Origin of the sequence: Desulfosoma caldarium (assembly GCF_003751385.1) — a bacterium.
Lineage (GTDB): Bacteria > Desulfobacterota > Syntrophobacteria > Syntrophobacterales > DSM-9756 > Desulfosoma > Desulfosoma caldarium.
The window spans coordinates 25,029-41,267 of the sequence record NZ_RJVA01000017.1 but is presented as its reverse complement, the minus strand read 5'-3'; the positions used below and the strand labels follow the sequence as shown (position 1 = coordinate 41,267).

Annotated in this window: 13 protein-coding genes and 1 pseudogene; 3 read left to right on the top strand and 11 right to left on the bottom strand. The window is 55.7% G+C overall.

Annotated features, from left to right (window positions below):
- The first annotated feature begins 2 nt into the window (after positions 1 to 2).
- Together EDC27_RS15390 and meaB are read left to right on the top strand one after the other, a co-directional pair.
- Positions 3 to 422, top strand: a complete 420-nt coding sequence (locus tag EDC27_RS15390; RefSeq protein WP_123291524.1) for a cobalamin B12-binding domain-containing protein — start codon at positions 3 to 5, stop codon at positions 420 to 422.
- Positions 423 to 440: 18 nt separating this feature from the next.
- Entirely contained in the window at positions 441 to 1,397 is a 957-nt protein-coding gene (meaB, locus tag EDC27_RS15385; RefSeq protein WP_123291523.1) for a methylmalonyl Co-A mutase-associated GTPase MeaB, read from the top strand.
- Positions 1,398 to 1,421: 24 nt separating this feature from the next.
- Here meaB and EDC27_RS16365 read toward each other — a convergent pair whose 3' ends face one another.
- The 4 genes and pseudogenes from EDC27_RS16365 to EDC27_RS15365 all read right to left on the bottom strand — a co-directional run bounded on the left by EDC27_RS16365 (position 1,422) and on the right by EDC27_RS15365 (position 7,239).
- The gene (locus EDC27_RS16365) at positions 1,422 to 2,447 is read right to left on the bottom strand and encodes a J domain-containing protein (protein ID WP_211334937.1); all 1,026 of its coding nucleotides are present in this window, start codon (positions 2,445 to 2,447) and stop codon (positions 1,422 to 1,424) included.
- An 18-nt stretch (positions 2,448 to 2,465) separates the two neighbouring features.
- Complete coding sequence (locus EDC27_RS15375) at positions 2,466 to 5,066, bottom strand: [protein-PII] uridylyltransferase family protein (protein ID WP_123291522.1); 2,601 nt, start codon at positions 5,064 to 5,066, stop codon at positions 2,466 to 2,468.
- 435 nt (positions 5,067 to 5,501) lie between these two features.
- Positions 5,502 to 6,089 (bottom strand): annotated as a pseudogene (locus tag EDC27_RS15370) (superoxide dismutase); the annotation flags it as partial.
- Between the two features lie 160 nt (positions 6,090 to 6,249).
- Entirely contained in the window at positions 6,250 to 7,239 is a 990-nt protein-coding gene (locus EDC27_RS15365) for an NAD-dependent epimerase/dehydratase family protein (protein WP_123291521.1), read from the bottom strand.
- 54 nt (positions 7,240 to 7,293) lie between these two features.
- On the opposite strand from EDC27_RS15365, the gene EDC27_RS15360 reads away from it, so the two are divergent.
- The gene (locus EDC27_RS15360; protein WP_245994643.1) at positions 7,294 to 8,643 is read left to right on the top strand and encodes a nucleotide sugar dehydrogenase; all 1,350 of its coding nucleotides are present in this window, start codon (positions 7,294 to 7,296) and stop codon (positions 8,641 to 8,643) included.
- Between the two features lie 204 nt (positions 8,644 to 8,847).
- On the opposite strand, the gene EDC27_RS15355 is transcribed toward EDC27_RS15360, so the two are convergent.
- The 7 genes from EDC27_RS15355 to EDC27_RS15325 form a co-directional block, all read right to left on the bottom strand.
- Positions 8,848 to 10,209: a phosphomannomutase/phosphoglucomutase gene (locus EDC27_RS15355; RefSeq protein ID WP_245994641.1), complete on the bottom strand. Its 1,362-nt coding sequence runs from the start codon at positions 10,207 to 10,209 to the stop codon at positions 8,848 to 8,850.
- Between the two features lie 170 nt (positions 10,210 to 10,379).
- Positions 10,380 to 10,583 carry a hypothetical protein gene (locus EDC27_RS15350; RefSeq protein WP_211334936.1) on the bottom strand — a complete coding sequence of 68 codons (204 nt, stop codon included), beginning with the start codon at positions 10,581 to 10,583 and terminating at the stop codon, positions 10,380 to 10,382.
- A 129-nt stretch (positions 10,584 to 10,712) separates the two neighbouring features.
- Positions 10,713 to 11,804, bottom strand: a complete 1,092-nt coding sequence (locus EDC27_RS15345; protein ID WP_245994649.1) for a glucose-1-phosphate thymidylyltransferase — start codon at positions 11,802 to 11,804, stop codon at positions 10,713 to 10,715.
- Positions 11,805 to 11,809: 5 nt separating this feature from the next.
- Complete coding sequence (gene rfbB, locus EDC27_RS15340) at positions 11,810 to 12,931, bottom strand: dTDP-glucose 4,6-dehydratase (protein WP_123291520.1); 1,122 nt, start codon at positions 12,929 to 12,931, stop codon at positions 11,810 to 11,812.
- Positions 12,932 to 13,035: 104 nt separating this feature from the next.
- Positions 13,036 to 13,605: an NUDIX hydrolase gene (locus EDC27_RS15335; protein WP_123291519.1), complete on the bottom strand. Its 570-nt coding sequence runs from the start codon at positions 13,603 to 13,605 to the stop codon at positions 13,036 to 13,038.
- The gene (locus EDC27_RS15330; RefSeq protein WP_123291518.1) at positions 13,583 to 14,656 is read right to left on the bottom strand and encodes a mannose-1-phosphate guanylyltransferase; all 1,074 of its coding nucleotides are present in this window, start codon (positions 14,654 to 14,656) and stop codon (positions 13,583 to 13,585) included. The genes EDC27_RS15335 and EDC27_RS15330 overlap by 23 nt, the downstream gene beginning before the upstream one ends.
- A gap of 146 nt (positions 14,657 to 14,802) precedes the next feature.
- Positions 14,803 to 16,065, bottom strand: coding sequence for a glycosyltransferase family 4 protein (locus EDC27_RS15325; protein WP_123291517.1), 1,263 nt, complete (start codon positions 16,063 to 16,065; stop codon positions 14,803 to 14,805).
- Positions 16,066 to 16,239: the final 174 nt, after the last annotated feature.

Below are 16,239 nucleotides of genomic sequence, written 5' to 3'. Positions count from 1 at the left end.
TTATGGCTGACGAAAGGAAACTTCGCATACTGATTGCCAAACCTGGATTGGACGGGCATGATCGAGGGGCACGAGTGATCGCTCGAGCGTTTCGCGACGCTGGATTTGAAGTGATCTACACCGGGTGTCATCAAACGCCGGAGCAAATCGTGAGCACAGCCATTCAAGAGGACGTGGACCTGATCGGGCTGAGTATTCTGTCCGGAGCCCATCGGTATTCTTTTCCGCGAATCATGGAACTTTTGAAGGAAAACAATGCAGAAGATATCACCGTCATCGGCGGCGGCATTTTCCCGCTGGAGGACATTCCCAAGCTTAAAGCCATCGGAATTAAAGAGATTTTCGAGCCGGGGGCCAAACTGGAAGATATCGTGCAATGGGTTCGCACCCATGTAAAACCGCGGAAAGCCATGGTGGCTTAATCAGACGAGGCACAAACGATGAGCGTTGCCCAACGAATCCTGGCGGGAGATGTGCGGGCCGTCGCACGCCTTTTACGGGATATCGACGACCAAATTCCTTCCGCGCGGAACATTCTCAAAGAACTCTATCCCCACACGGGACGAGCCTACATATTGGGATTTACGGGATCCCCCGGGGTCGGCAAGAGCACGCTGGTGGATCAGATGGCCATGGAATACCGCAAACAGGGCCTCACGGTCGGCATTCTCGCCATCGATCCCACCAGCCCCTTCACCGGGGGCGCCATTCTCGGGGATCGCATTCGCATGCAGCGCCATTTTCTGGACGACGGCGTCTTCATTCGCAGTTTGGCCACCCGCGGCCACTTCGGCGGCCTCACCAAATCCACTCACGACATGATCACCGTCCTGGACGCCATGGGCAAGGATATCATCATGGTGGAAACCGTCGGAGTGGGTCAGGACGAAGTGGACATTGCCAATTGTGCCCACACCACGGTGTTGGTGACCATTCCCGGCATGGGCGATGAAGTGCAGGCCATCAAGGCCGGTATCATGGAAATCGGCAACATCTTCGTGGTCAATAAAGCGGATCGTGAAGGATCCCGTAAGACCGTGCGGGAATTGCGAAACCTCATCGAGCTGGGCCTGCGCCGCACCGGAGACGAGCAATGGGAGCCGCCCATTATCGAAACCGAAGCCCTAAAGGGCAAAGGCATTACGGAACTCATGGACGCTGTGGAACGCCACAGGCAATACCTTTTGGAAAACGATAGAAGCCAATGGGAGGCGGTTTCTCAAAAAAGGGCCAAGACCCAGCTTTTGGAAACCCTTCGCGAGGAGGCTTTGGCTGAACTGCTTCGGCGCATGGGCAAAAGAGGACAAAGCCTGGACGATTTGGTGCGCAAGGTTGCGGAACGGCAAACAGATCCCTACAGCGTGGTCCAAGACCTGTTGCAGTGTGAACTACGATAACCGGCGCGGTCAGCACCGGTACCTTTAATGACGTTGAGCCTTGCATCGCATGAGACACTCATAGGCTTGAGAGAGTCGGATGAAGGTTTCGTGATCCCCACCCGCATCGGGATGATGTTTCTTGGCCTTTTTGCGATAATGCCGGGCCAGAGCTTGCGCGCTCATGGCCCGGTATTCTTTGGGCTGAAGCCCCAAGCAGGCGCATGCTTCCTCTTCCGTTAAGCCCTGCCTCGCCGCCGGCCGAAAAGAAAACGATCGATATCGCACGAAATCCTCAAACACCCGGCCCCACACCGAACCAGGGCTGAAGGCGTGATCAAAATACATGATGACGTATTTGACAAGAAAAGCGTGTAAAATTTGCGGGTTATGGTCTTCAACGCCCACAAAAAACAATGCATCCTGGTTAAGCCTGCAGATTTCTTTAAGAAAATAGGCATCCACCGCCTCTGGATCGAGTGCGGCCGGATGGTTTTTCATGCACCGGTTCGGAAAGTATTTTTGGAGATCCAGCGCCGTAAAAAGGTAGTTGCGCCATTCATGGGGACGCAAGACCTTTTCCATCCCTTCGATCACATGCTCGATCTCGTCACGGCTCTTGTCGCAGAGCACATTGAGGAACTTCCAAGTTCTACCTTCCAGGTTTCCCATGTCGGTGCGACCGCATCGAAGAAAGTGCAGGCGCCTTTTGTCAAAAGGATGGAGGAACCGTTGGTGATGGGCAGCTTCCTCGGCGTTCCAGGAGGGGGATCGCCCTACGCGACCCATCGTAAAATTTTCGATCACCCGTCGAATATGCGGGTCTAGATAGAGGAGAAAGGCCTGTTCCAGGTCCTCCGTATTCCGTTTCAGTCCCATGCGTGCAAAAGCCTCCTCCACCGCCTCACTGAAATAAAACCCGTTGCCTCCCACATAGACGATGTGTCTGGCGGGATCCCCTCCCAAATCCACTATGTCGCGCGCCGCAAAGCACGATCCGTTCCAAAAGGATTCCCTGAGAACATAACGGGTTTGGCGGCCGTCCCGGGTCCGACGAATGTAAAGAGACATGGCGTGCGTCCTCGAGCATCAGGCTTGGAACACGGCCGGACCATCCAGGTAAAACAGCAACGCTCGCCGAAGCTCTTCCACCTGTTCTCGGTCCGTCACTTTTTCTCCTCGATGATTCTTGATGTAAAAAATGTCTGCCACTTGATCCACCTTCGTGGTGATTTTGGCCACGTGAATGCGCACCTGCAGATCCAGCAACGTCCGTGTGATGGTATAGAGCAGTCCCGGGCGGTCCATGGTGTAAACTTCCACGATGGTGTATTCCTTTGCTGAATCATTGTCCAACAGAACACGGCTGGGACTAGGAATCAAGGTGCGAACCGGCGAAGATCCTTTGGCCGCTGCGTGGGCCGCGATGCGATAATCCAAAGCCAACCGGCCTTGCAGAAGGCGGCGCAGATCGGCGCGCACCGACGCCCAATCCGGTGCTTCTTGCCTAGGTATAACAAAGCGGCATCCAAAGACCAGAATCATGACTCCGTTTTTCTTGGTAAAGACTCGAGCATCTCGAATATCGAGGTCGTGAAGGGTGAGAATCCCGGCCACTTTGGCAAGAAAACCGGGGATTTCTCGGCTAAGCACAGTGATTTCTACGCCGCCGTTTTCCTTTTCCACTTCCCAGACAAAGGCATCCGGTTCCGGTCCCAGTTCCATTTCCAGCCGTAAATGTCGCGCCACGGCTTTCGGGGAGCTGGTCAGGACGTATCGAGGGGGTAGATCGCGAAAATGTTCTTCCAGCCGTGATGGGTCCACCACGTCGGCCACCTTTTCGCAGACCGCTTCTTTGAGTCGCTGCAGCCGTTCCGCCAAGACCTTTTCGCCCGGCTCCCCCTTTTCCAAAAGGTCCAACAGCCTTCGGTATAGCTCGTGCACAGGCGTTTCCCGCCATTTTTGCACCGCTCGCGGCCCGGTGGCCATCATGTCCGCAAAACTCAAAAGCATGAGCAAATGCAGTTTTTCTAAATCTTCCACGGTGCGAGCGCATTGAATCAGCAATTCCATGTCCCCAAGGTCCCTCATGGAAGCGGTGTCCATGAGCAGCAGGTGATGGCGAATGAGGAAGGTGACCAGGTCGGCCCCGTCCGAGCTCATGCCAAGGCGCCGAGCGATGAGAGGGAACATGTCGGCCCCGTGCTTAGCATGGTGGTGCCCCGCATGCTTGCCGAGGTCGTGAAATAGGGCTGCCAAGGAAAGCCAGGGGTTGTCCGCCATCTCCTGAGCCAAAGCCGTCAGTTCCGGCTCCTCGTCTTGATATTCCCCGATCTTGAGCCGCTTCAGTTCCCGAAGGGTTCTCAAATGGTGTTCGTGCACGGGATAAACATGAAAGGCATCGTGTTGCACCAAGGCGTGGACCAAGGCCGACTCGGGGACAAGGGCTCTGAGGAATCCATCGTTATAGAACCGACGAATCACCGTCACGTGACCGTCATCGCTGGCCAGGAGCTGGAGAAAAGCCTTCAGAACCCCGGGGTCTTCGAAGGCCGTTTCCACAACACTGCGATGGTGTTCTAGCCAACGTCGCGTGGCACTGGAAAAACCGACTCGATGCTGTGCCGCCAAAGCATAAAGGCGAACGAGGTTGGCCGCCGTGGGCTCAACGCGCCCGGGATCCACGTGAAGCCGTCCTCCAACGAGAAAGAGCCCCTCTTCCACTTTGACCTTTGGGCCCAACGACACCGGCGCCGAACCGATTTTGCCGATTTCCTGCAGCCGTTCACAAAATTCCGAACTAACGCAAAACACCTCATGAAGCGTCTCATGGACTTCTTGCATGAACGATTCCACGGGGAGAAAACCGGACCTTCCACTGTAGCCCAGTTTCTCCGCCAAAATCTCCTGCACCTTGAAATCCAGAACACTGTGGCGATGTCCTTTGACGCTGCGAAGGAGATTGAGCCATTTGAGCAGTTTCTTTTCGGCACTTTGCAGTCGATCCACTTCCCTGCGTGTCAAGTATCCTTGAAAAATGGCGTCGTCAAAACAGTGCACATCCAATAAAATGCGTCCGGCAAAGCGAATGGAATCGATGTCTTTGAGGGCTCCTGGGCTTTCCAACATATCGGGTTCCAGCCAGTTTTCGGGTATGGAAAAGCGCGCTTGCCGCCCGCGAATTCCATGGTAGAGGAGGTCAAACAGGGCGCGCTGATGACTGGCGATAAAATCGTCCAGCGCATGGTCCAATTCTGCCGCCAATTGGCGGTTTCCCGACAGGTAACGCGTATCGAGCAGTTCGAAAAAGAAATCCCGCCGCGATTCCAGCTCTTCCAGGAGTTCTGGAATCGTGGCGCATTGCAGGCTCACTTGCCACCCCGCTTCCACAAGCGGGGCCACGATTTCCCGTTGCGCACTTTCATCCCACGGAAAGGTTTCCGCTCGAAGCCATAAGAGGCTGACGGGGTCCTGAGGGCCTAAAAGCCCTCGACCGAAGTGCCCCATGGCCAGAATGGCCCCACTGGAACGAAAGCGCTCGGATTCCGAGGCCATGCGGTTCACCAGTCGATTATGTAAGCTGATCACCGCAATCTCCAAAAGACTCATGTGCCGTCGCAGCGCTTCCTCGTCGGCACCATGCGCGAGCTGTTCCCTCTGCCTTCTGAGGGATTCCACCATGCTTTCCATCGCTTTAACTCCGCCAACTTCTCTGGTTTTGAAAAAAGAAGCCCGCTTCGGCCAAGCGGGTCGTGAACATGAGCGGAAATGCTACCGTTCTATTTGAAACGTGATCTAACCCAACAGTTTTTTAGTTGTCGCGGATCGAACGAGAGATTCTAAGCCGACGATGCATCGTTGTCGCACGGGGGCATGGGCGAGTCCGCGTCGCTGCGCACAGCCTCAAGAGCGCCCCTTTTTAGACTCGGGACAGGATGTTCTCGATGCTCTCCCGCCCCCATAGCGCCCGATCTTTATCGGCCCTTAGGATGGATGCCCGTTTGCGGCTTGACCAGGTTCATGGGCCTTTTTCGCCGGCGTCGAGACCACCTTTTCACCCTGGGATGGCGCACTCGGTGCCGCCGGCTTCGGTTCGGGGAAATCGCCCTCTTTCACCGCAACCCCAAAGCGCTGTAGAACCACCTTCCAATTGAGATTCTTAAAAAATGCCTCGATATAGGCCTTGCGGTCCAGACCGTAATCCGTCACATAGGCATGCTCGAAAACGTCCATGACCAACAAGGGCAGGCACCCCACGAAATGCCCGGTTTCGTGCTCGTTGATCCACGTGTTCACCAAGCGGCCCGTTGCGGGGTCCTGGTAGAGCACAACCCACCCGATGCCACGCATCCTTGCCGTCGCCACAAAATCCGCCTTCCAGTTTTCAAAACTGCCAAAGTTTTCCTCCAAAGCCGCATAGAGCGCGTTGTCCTGCGGCAAAACGCCCGATCCGCCCAGATTGCCGAAGTAATATTCGTGCAGTTTCATGCCGTTGAACTCAAAACCCAACCGCCTTTTCAGTTCCGCATATTCCGGCCCGTCGGCTTTGCCTTCCTTGGCTAGGGCACGGATCTTGTCCAAAAGGGCGTTGGTGTTAGTCACGTAGCCTTGGTACAGGGTAAAATGCATCTTCAAGAGGGCCTCACTGAAGCCTTCCATGCCCAAAAGATGGCTGAAATCCATGGCCCGATACGGTTCAAGGGCTCGACTCATCGCCAGTTTGCCGGCATCTTCGGAACGCTTGCAGGTCACCACCCCAACCGCCAGAGCCAGGCACGCCACACCCGCCACGATCGCCTTTTTCACGGTCTTCTCCTCCCTTTTTCGTGAAACCTTGATGCCTTTTGCCCTCTGGGCTCACGATCTTTACAGGTCACCCGGAACCGCGCATCCACTGAATCGTTCTTGTCAGGCCGTCCTTCAAACCGATTCGAGGCTTCCACTGTAAGACCCTCGTGATAGCTTCGATGTTCGCCGTGCTGTGTCGAATGTCCCCGGGACGTTCTGGACCAAACGTTATGGATTCCGGCCGATGTGTCAAGCGGCAAATCAGGCGGGCCAGATTCACAATGGAAGTGGCTCGCCCCGAGCCCACGTTGAAAACACCGGAAGTCCTTTTAATGTCGTCTTTGTCGTCCCTCAAGCCGGCCAGGCAGTAGGCGTCCACCACATCGGAGACGAAAACAAAATCCCGCGTCTGCAGGCCGTCTCCAAAGATGGTCAAAGGTCTTTGAGCGACAGCCATGTTTACAAATCGTGAAATCACGCCGCTGTAAGGGCTGGAGGGATCCTGGCGAGGGCCGTAAATGTTGAAGCAACGCAGCGACACGCCGCAAAGGCTTCCTCGGCGGGACGCCACGGCCACGGACGCCCGGTATTTCGCTTCCCCATAGGGGCTTAACCATCGCGTTTCCTCATTGGCGTCCGCCTCGGTCAAGGGCATACGGTCCCGGTCCCCATATTCCGCAGCCGATCCCGCAAACACAAAGTTGCGCACGCCCAACACCTCGGCTTCTTCCAGAAGCAGCAGGGTTGCCTGGGTGTTCACAAGAAACGTCTCTTCGGGACGTTCCAGCGAATACGGCACACTGACAATGGCGGCCAGATGAAAGACGGCGAACACAGGACCGTGTTGGTCCTTCAGCGCCGTCAAGAGACCGGTTTCGGTCACCGACCTTTCATGAAAAAAGAAACGCGGATGCGAGGCAAAGGTCTTGAGGTTTTCGGGACGGCCGGAAAAGAAGTTATCCACCCCAACCACGGTATGGCCCAGGCTGAGGAGTCTTTCACACAGGTGGCTGCCCACAAAACCCGCAGCCCCTGTCACCACGCAGGTTGTCAAAGGCCCTTGCCCTTTGTCCATTGCTCTTTTTCCTTCTCTTGGGCACAATGCTCGTCAAAGATGACTTTTCTTCGCATGAAAATTCAACCTCAAAACGGAGGCCGAGCATCCATGGAAAATCTACTTCAGAAGATTGATGCGCGCAAAGCAACCGTCGGCATCATCGGATTGGGTTATGTGGGGTTGCCCCTGCTAATCCGCTTCGGCGAAGCCGGATTTCCTCTCATTGGCTTTGATGTGGACAGCGCCAAGATCAATGCTTTGCTGCACGGGAGAAGCTACATTCGCCACATTCCCATTGAACCCGTGCAAAGGTTTCTCGAGGCAGGGCAGCTTGACGTAACTATAAGCTTTGAGCGACTTCGCGAAGCCGACTGCATCCTCATCTGCGTTCCCACGCCTCTGACCGACAAGATGGAACCCGACCTCCGTTTCATCGAGAGCACCACGGACACCATCGCTCAGCACCTCAGAGCCGGACACTTGGTGGTTCTGGAAAGCACCACCTATCCCGGCACCACGGAAGAACTCATGCTTCCCAAACTGGAACGGACCGGCCTGCGCGTGGGCCTGGATTTCTTTCTGGCCTTTTCTCCGGAACGGGAAGACCCCGGCAATCCCCATTTTCACACGGGCAACATTCCCAAAGTGGTCGGGGGCGTCACGCCGGCCTGCCTCGAATGCGCCAAGACCCTGTATAGCCACGCCGTCACCCGCGTCGTGCCCGTCTCCAGCACGCGAGTTGCGGAAATGACTAAGCTTCTAGAAAACATCTATCGCAGCGTCAACATCGCCCTGGTCAACGAACTCAAAGTGTTGGCTCTACGCATGGGCATCGATATTTGGGAAGTTATCGAGGCGGCGGCTACCAAGCCTTTTGGATTCACGCCCTTTTACCCCGGCCCGGGTCTGGGCGGACATTGCATTCCCATCGATCCCTTCTACCTGTCGTGGAAAGCCCGGGAATACGATTTTTCCACCCGATTTATTCAGTTGGCCGGTGAAGTGAACGTGTCCATGCCCTATTATGTTCTGGAGCGCATCATCCAGGCCCTCAACGACCGCTGCCGATGCCTGAAAGGCTCACGCCTCCTTGTTCTGGGCGTAGCCTACAAGAAAGACATCGACGACGACCGCGAGTCCCCATCCTATGAAATCATGCAGTTGCTGCAGGAAAGGGGTGCCGTCGTTCTGTACAATGATCCTCATATTCCCAAATTGAAGCCAGGCCGAAAACACCGCTTTGAACTGGAATCGGTGCCGCTTACGGAAGAAACCCTCTCATCGTCTGACGCCGTGGTCATTCTCACGGACCATAGCGCCTATGACTACGACTGGATCGTGCGCCATGCGCCCTTGGTGATCGACACGCGCAACGCCACCAAGAACGTCACGGAGGGACGAGAAAAGATCGTCAAAGCCTAAAGCGTGCCCATGCGTCCATTCAAACCAGGTGCCGAAGCGCCGCACGCCTCGAGACCGCATGGGGCCGCGCTACGCTTCGGCAAAACCAACGCCGGCAAGCCCTTTCCTCGAGGTTTTCCCGCGGTGCTTGACAGAAATGCGGAAGGTTTTGCGTGAGATCGTCCATGCCTTCACAAGGCCTTATGACTCGCGCCGCTTCAAAGGTTAAAGGGCACCCGATCGAATCTTTTCGATGGTGTCTTCAATGAGCCTTTGAATTTCTTTCAGTCGATTTTCCGTTTCCGCTTCGTAGCGCAGAACCAGCACGGGTTGGGTGTTGGAAGCTCGTACCAATCCCCAGCCGTCCGGAAAAACGATGCGCGCCCCGTCCACATCGATGACGTCGTAGCCGGCCTCCTTGAAATAGGTCACGGCCTTTTCCACCACCGCAAACTTAATCTCATCCGGGCAGGCCACGCGGATTTCCGGTGTCGACACCGTTTCGGGAACATCTTCCAGAAGTTCCGGTATTCTTTTGTTGGTTCGGGCCAGAATTTCCAAAAGCCGGCAGGAGGCGTAGATGCCGTCGTCAAAGCCGAAGTAGCGGTCCTTAAAGAACATGTGGCCGCTCATCTCCCCCGCCAACTCCGCTCCGGTTTCCTTCATTTTGGCTTTGATGAGGGAATGGCCCGTGCGCCACATAATGGCGGTTCCTCCCCGCTTTTGAATGTCGTCGTAGAGGGTCTTGGAGCATTTGACTTCAGAGATAAAGACGGCACCGGGCTTTCGGCTGAGAATCTCCCGAGCAAAAATGATCATGAGTTTGTCCCCGTACACCGTTCGGCCCTCATGATCCACCACGCCCAGCCTGTCGCAATCGCCGTCGTAGGCGATGCCCACATCCAACGATTCTCGGCGAACAAGGTCCACCAGGTCCTGAAGGTTTTCCTGCACCGTGGGATCCGGTTCATGATTGGGAAAGGTGCCGTCCATGTCACAATAAAGGGGATACACTTGGCATCCCAATCTTTCCAGCAATGGCACCGCCACCGGGCCGCCCACCGCATTGCCACCGTCGACCCCGACGCGCAAAGACCGATCCAGCGTGATGTTGTCGCACACAAAGTCCCAATAGGGCGTGACGATGTCATATGGGCTCATCGATCCGGTTCCTTGCACAAAATGGCCGGCATTCATCACTTCCCTCAATTTTTGAATCTCGGCACCCGAAATGGTATCGTAGCCGTTGCAGACCTTGAAGCCGTTATATTCCGGAGGGTTATGGCTGGCCGTGATCATGATGCCGCCTTCTCGCTCCAGGTGGCGAATGGCAAAATAGAAAAGGGGCGTTGGGCAAATACCCACATCCACCACGTCCAATCCACCGGAAAGCATGCCTTTCACCAAAAGGTCCCGATATCGCTCGGAACTTAAACGGCAGTCCCGCCCTACCACCACGCGGCGACGCCCGTAAGAGGCCATATAGGTGGCAAAAGCCTGCCCGAGCCTTAGCACATCCTCGTCCTGAATGTCTTTGTCCACCAGACCGCGAATGTCATATTCGCGAAACGCTTTCGGGTCCATCATCTACCCTCCTCTTTTCCTCTTCTCATACGGTTTGAGCGTTCCGCTGCACGAGAAACAGTCTATTGAAACTTCGTGGATGAAAAAGGCGGTCTACAGGACCGCCTTTGAGGTAACGCAGGACCCACCCCTTTAACAGGGCATGAAGACTCTCATGACAGCAGGTTAGGGAATCAGTGGTGCGCGCCGTTTCCTTTCTTAAGCTGTTTTACGGTCATGAGTACGGCGACGAGCACGCCCAGGCCGATGACCCCTAGGGCCCCATAAAGCGCGGCAAAAAACACAGCATGACTGGGATCATACCAGGGAATATCCCATGGAAGCATACTGGCCAGGCTGCGCTTGAGCGCTGCACACATTATGTCTATCCCCCACATGTCAACCTCCTTTTACGGCTGGGCTTCTTTCATCGAACGCCACGTCGCACTGCTTTTGCTTTTTCGCCCTTGAATTTTTTCTAGCAAAGGGCCAGTTTCCTCGTCAACGAATATCCGCCGACGCCTTGGTCATCCCCTGACCTCGATGACGCAGTCATCGCCCACCATGAGGCTAATGGCGCCGTGTGGGGTACTGGTGGGGCAGACCTTGACACGGCGGCCCAGTACGGAATTTTCCAGCCGAGCAATATCGCGAATGTGACACCCTTCCATGATGACGGAATGATCCACCGTGGACCGTTCAATGAGTACGCCGGGCCCTATGGCCGTGAACGGCCCAATGGTAGCCTCCACCAGTTTCGCTCCGGCCCCGATGATCACGGGACCTCGAACCACGGAGCGAATCAACTGCGCGCCGTCATCGATGTGCACGCGGCCGGTCACCTGGCTGTGGGCGTCCACGGATCCGGCAATGTGGGTTTTGAGCCAATCGTCCATGACCGTGTCGTTGGCCAAAAGAAGGTCATCCTTTTTTCCCGTATCCAGCCACCAAGTGTGAATGATATGGCTCTCCACGCGTCGGCCGTTTTTGATCAGCCACGAAATGGCGTCGGTAATTTCCAGCTCTCCGCGTGCCGAGGGGTGAATATGGTCGATGGCTTCAAAAATCTCAGGCCGAAACAGGTAAATGCCCACCAGCGCCAGATTGGACGGAGGATTGACGGGCTTTTCCACCAGATCCACCACTTGACCGTCGCCGTTGGTCACGGCAACGCCGAATGCTCTTGGATTCTGAACGGCCTTAAGAAAAATGGCTGCGGACACGGACTCGTCCTGAAGGAACTGTTCCACCTCGCCCCGCACGCGGCACCCGATAAGGTTGTCTCCCAAGTACATGAGAAACGGGGAAGCCTTCAGGTAATCCTTGGCGGTGAGCACGGCGTGGGCCAAACCAAGGGGCCGTTCTTGAAGAATGTATTCGGCATTGAGGCCCCAGCGGCTGCCGTTGCCTACGGATTCCATGACTTCCTGGCCGGTTTCCGGACTGATCACCAGCCCCACATCCCGAATGCCGGCCGCCGCAATGTTTTCCAAAACATAAAAAAGAATGGGCTTGTTGGCCACAGGAACCAATTGTTTGGCGCCCGTGTAGGTCAAGGGGCGCAGGCGTGTTCCCGCCCCCCCGCTCAAAACCAAAGCTTTCATCTGATGGTGGTGCATGGCACTCACGCCTTCGCTCCCTCTTTCGGCGGTTGCGGTCCGTGAGGCAAGCCAACCGTGCCCAGCCGCGATCGATCGTAGACCCCTTCGGTGACCCTTCGGCACCAGTCCCTGTGTTCCAGATACCACTGGACGGTCTTGCGCAATCCGCTCAGAAACGTTTCCCTGGGGCGCCATCCCAGTTCTCGAGCGATTTTGGACGCGTCGATGGCGTAACGCCGGTCATGGCCGGGTCGGTCGGCCACAAAAGTGATGAGGTCTTCGTAGCGCAGGCCTCGTGAATTCATGGCCGGATTTTTTTGAGAAGGCACCCATTCCTCCAACACCTGGCACAAGGTTCGCACCACTTCCAGGTTGGTCTTTTCGTTATGCCCTCCGATATTGTACGTCTCCCCTGGGCGCCCCGATTTTAGTACCCGAAGAATCGCTTCACAATGGTCCACCACATAGAGCCAGTCACGCACGTTGAGTCCATCGCCGTAGATCGGCAAGGGTTTTCCTTCCACAGCGTTGAGGATCATCAGGGGAACGAGCTTTTCCGGGTACTGGTAGGGGCCGTAATTGTTGGAGCAGTTGGTGGTCAAGGTCGGCAGACCGTAGGTTTCGTGATAGGCCCGCACCAGATGATCCGATGCCGCCTTGGAAGCCGAATAGGGGGAATTGGGCGCATAGGGTGTGGTTTCCGTAAAAAACCCGTCCGGCCCCAAAGATCCATAAACCTCATCCGTGGAAATGTGCAGGAAACGAAAGCGGGCTCGACGGTCCCCATCCAAGGTGTTCCAGTAATGGCGCGCCGCTTCCAAGAGCCGAAAGGTGCCCACGATGTTGGTCTGAATAAAATCCCCCGGGCCGTCAATGGAACGATCCACATGGGATTCCGCCGCGAAGTTCACTACGGCGGACACTTCGTAGGTGTGCAGGAGATAGGAGACCAGTTCCACGTTGCCGATGTCTCCTCGCACAAAAATGTGGTCGGCATCCCCTGCCAAAGGTTCCAAGGATTCCAAATGGCCCGCGTAGGTCAATTTGTCCAGATTGATGACGCGAGCTAGCTTCAAGCCGCGCACCAAGTGGACAAAATTGCTGCCGATAAAACCGGCTCCACCCGTCACAAGCCATGTATCCATGGGGTGGCTTTCCTTTCATCGACTTCAAGAAGGTTTTGTTTTTTAAGAATCTTACAAGACGCCACGGGCCTTTGCAGCTGATGACGCTTGTTCAAAGGACTTTGTCAAACACACGACCCGCTTTTTGACCTGTCCAGCCCGCTGTGCAAACACTGTATCCAAGACTCTAGCGTCCCTTGCTGCGCGTGATGCTGCAAAAGAGCGCAGACCTTAGCATCCGTCGGAAAGGCTAGAGGTTCCGGCAATTGGGTCAAGGGAAAGAATCCCACATCATCCGCATCGGATCCCGCCTGCGGCATGCCTTCTAAGCGACGGCCGAAAAACCACACACCTACCGTCAGGTGTGCCGGATCATGAAAATTGGAATGGACCGCCAGGACGGGGCCCACGGCCACGCGCAGACCCGTCTCTTCCAGAAGCTCTCTGGCGGCGGCTTCCCGCACGTCTTCGCCCCATTCCACATGGCCGCAGGGAATGCACCACCGTCCCGCATACCGGCCGCGTCGACGCACCATGAGAAGCTGCTGGTTTTCCAAAACCACCACCGCCACACCCACTGTGGGATTTCGATAAAACACCTCATCGCAGGCCGCGCACCGAAGCCGACCGTGACGGGTTCGCTCCACCGGCGCTCCGCAATGGGGACAATACCTATAGAAGCTTTTCTCGTCCATGACCTTTTAAGAACTCCACAATGGACCGCACATCCTGGCTTCTTTCGAGGCTTGCCACCAGAAGAGCATCGGCGGTATCCACCACCAGGGCGCGATCCAGACCCAAGACCGCCACAAACCGATGCCCTTCAGACACCACAAAGCATTCCCGGCACTGCTTTGTGAATGCGTCCCCTTGCACGATGTTGCCCTCCCCATCCCCTTCATCCCTTCGGCGCACTTCGTAAAGACTAGCCCAGGAGCCCACGTCGCTCCAGCCGCAGTGCACCGGGACGACAAAAACCCGTTGTCGAGTCTTTTCCATAATGGCGTAATCAAAGGAGATGTTTTCCACGTCTCGGTAAATGGAGGCCAAAACGTCGGCAAAGCGCGGGGTTCCAAAAACCGCGTCCAAGGTCTGCAACCGCTCGGCAAACCGCGGCATATGCTCCGCAAATTCCTCCAGAAGGGTCTGCGGGGTGGCCACAAAGACGCCCGCGTTCCAAAAATGACGACCGCTTTGAAAGTAGGTGGCGGCTACGGACGGTGGCGGCTTTTCCACGAATCGCACCACAGCGTAAACCCCATCGCTTACGGGTTCGTTCAAGGCCGCTTCGATGTACCCGTAGCCCGTCTCCGGCCGAGTGGGCACTATGCCCAAGGTGCCAATGCCACCCTTGGCACTCAACACACCGGCCCTCTCAATGGCGTCGCAAAAGGCCTGGACGTCAGCAATGTAGTGATCCGCCGGAAGCATGACCATCGGCTCACGCACACCCTTCCACGTGGCATACCGTGCAGCCAAACCCACACAGGGCGCCGTGTTCCTACCAAAGGGTTCCACCAAAACGTGAACGCCTGTGTCGGCGAGAAGGCGTCGGGTTTCCGCTTCATGATCGGCCCCGACCACCACCAAAATGCGCTCATCGTCAAAAAGAAGCCGAATGCGCTCGTAGGTGACGCGAAGCAGGGGTTTGCCCTCAATAATGTGCAAGAACTGCTTGGGATAGGAAGCTCGGCTCAAGGGCCAAAACCGGGTTCCGGATCCTCCGGCCATGATCACCGCAATCATTGCTTTCACCTCCACCTCGCTCCCGCAAGGCCCTCTCCTCGATAGTTTGAGAAAGTCTCGTATGGGAACGGCGCGAGCTGTAGTGCCATATCGCGCTTTGCTGCCCGCCCACCGAATCGATTCATAAGAGCAGGCACAGACCGCTCCTAAATTTCTATGCCGAAAAAGTTTGAAATCAAAAAGGCCAGGCGCCTTCGCAACACCGCATAGGAATAATGCCGCGTGGCCACGGCGTAGTTGTGATCCACCATGCGCTGACGCCGCTCTGGCGAATCCAGAATCTCCCGCACCTCTCGAACCACCCGATCCGACACATAGCCGTCCATGACCACCACATCAAAGCCCTGCGGCTCTATATCTCGCACAAATACATCATAGCGGTTGACCAGCAGGGGCTTACGAAAATAAATAGCTTCCAGAAAAGCATTGCCAAAGCCTTCGTACGTGCTGGGGTAGGTGACAAAATCACAGTGAGGATAGACATCCCAAAGGGAATAACGCTTGCTCCCGTCTTCGTTCCAGCCTCGCTTGTCGCTCACATGATAAGAAATGACGCGCATGTCCACGTTATGGTCGGCAGCATAATCCTGCAGCCATTGATAGTAGTCCAGACCCTCATCGCCGGCGGCGTGGGTAATGATGAGTTTCACGTGCGGATCCCCCAGAGCGTGAACCAGGTCGATGGCATACTCGATCCCCTTGCGCTGGACCACTCGAGTGGGCTGCAGGAACAAGATATCATCGTCGCTAAAACCCAGTTCCGACCGAAACCCCTTGGTAAATTCCCAGTCCACGGGCGGTTCATTCTCAAAGTCCAAAACGTTGGGAATGACGATGGAAGAAATGCCCGTGCGCAACGCCAGCGCTTCCTGCGCAATGGAATTGATGACCACATGCTGAATGTTGGGCAGTTTGGGCGGAAAGGCCATCTGAAGATAATCTTGAATGGCGTTTACGGAAAAGCGCGTGCGCTCCCAATAAAAATCGTGGTGATGTGCCACCGTAGGGATGCCCGATTCGGCCACCAGTTCCGTGATGGCCAATCCCAAGGGAATGTGCATGGGAATGGTGACGGCATTTTGCACGATGAGAATATCAATGTGGTATTGGGCAATGAATTCATAGAGCTTGATCTTCAAATATTCTCTGAGAGCATGTATGCGGCCGGTGATGTATGGCGTGCGCTTTTGAACACCAAAGACGCGGCGGTTGATCCACTGGTTTTCTTCATGATCAAAAAAAGCTTCCGGAACCAAAAAACTCACCTCAGGGTTTCGATCCAAAACGCCTGCAAACCAGTAGGACACATGCCGGTGATCCCAAAGCATTTGCGCCCATTTGGCGGCTTCCAGAGAAACGCCGTCTGTTCCGGCAAATCTTGTGGATACAAAACCAATGTTCTTTCCCATACGCCATGCTCCACTCACCCGCTTGGCGCCGCGGCCCGGTCAACTGAAAAAAGCGCCGTATTTCACTCCCTTTTGCTTATCATTTCGAAAACATGTTCACTACCATAGCCTTCCCCTGCCTTGCCTGTCAACCAAACCGGCCACAATGAGCTGGGGCGACGCGGCCTGCCGATG

Excerpts from the sequence above, each read along its gene's own strand:
- EDC27_RS15390 (WP_123291524.1), top strand. The coding sequence starts at position 3 with ATGGCTGACGAAAGGAAACTTCGCATACTGATTGCCAAACCTGGATTG.
- meaB (WP_123291523.1), top strand. The coding sequence starts at position 441 with ATGAGCGTTGCCCAACGAATCCTGGCGGGAGATGTGCGGGCCGTCGCA.
- EDC27_RS16365 (WP_211334937.1), bottom strand. The coding sequence starts at position 2,447 with ATGTCTCTTTACATTCGTCGGACCCGGGACGGCCGCCAAACCCGTTAT.
- EDC27_RS15375 (WP_123291522.1), bottom strand. The coding sequence starts at position 5,066 with ATGGAAAGCATGGTGGAATCCCTCAGAAGGCAGAGGGAACAGCTCGCG.
- EDC27_RS15365 (WP_123291521.1), bottom strand. The coding sequence starts at position 7,239 with ATGGACAAAGGGCAAGGGCCTTTGACAACCTGCGTGGTGACAGGGGCT.
- EDC27_RS15360 (WP_245994643.1), top strand. The coding sequence starts at position 7,294 with ATGAAAATTCAACCTCAAAACGGAGGCCGAGCATCCATGGAAAATCTA.
- EDC27_RS15355 (WP_245994641.1), bottom strand. The coding sequence starts at position 10,209 with ATGATGGACCCGAAAGCGTTTCGCGAATATGACATTCGCGGTCTGGTG.
- EDC27_RS15350 (WP_211334936.1), bottom strand. The coding sequence starts at position 10,583 with ATGTGGGGGATAGACATAATGTGTGCAGCGCTCAAGCGCAGCCTGGCC.
- EDC27_RS15345 (WP_245994649.1), bottom strand. The coding sequence starts at position 11,804 with ATGCACCACCATCAGATGAAAGCTTTGGTTTTGAGCGGGGGGGCGGGA.
- rfbB (WP_123291520.1), bottom strand. The coding sequence starts at position 12,931 with ATGGATACATGGCTTGTGACGGGTGGAGCCGGTTTTATCGGCAGCAAT.
- EDC27_RS15335 (WP_123291519.1), bottom strand. The coding sequence starts at position 13,605 with ATGGACGAGAAAAGCTTCTATAGGTATTGTCCCCATTGCGGAGCGCCG.
- EDC27_RS15330 (WP_123291518.1), bottom strand. The coding sequence starts at position 14,656 with ATGATTGCGGTGATCATGGCCGGAGGATCCGGAACCCGGTTTTGGCCC.
- EDC27_RS15325 (WP_123291517.1), bottom strand. The coding sequence starts at position 16,065 with ATGGGAAAGAACATTGGTTTTGTATCCACAAGATTTGCCGGAACAGAC.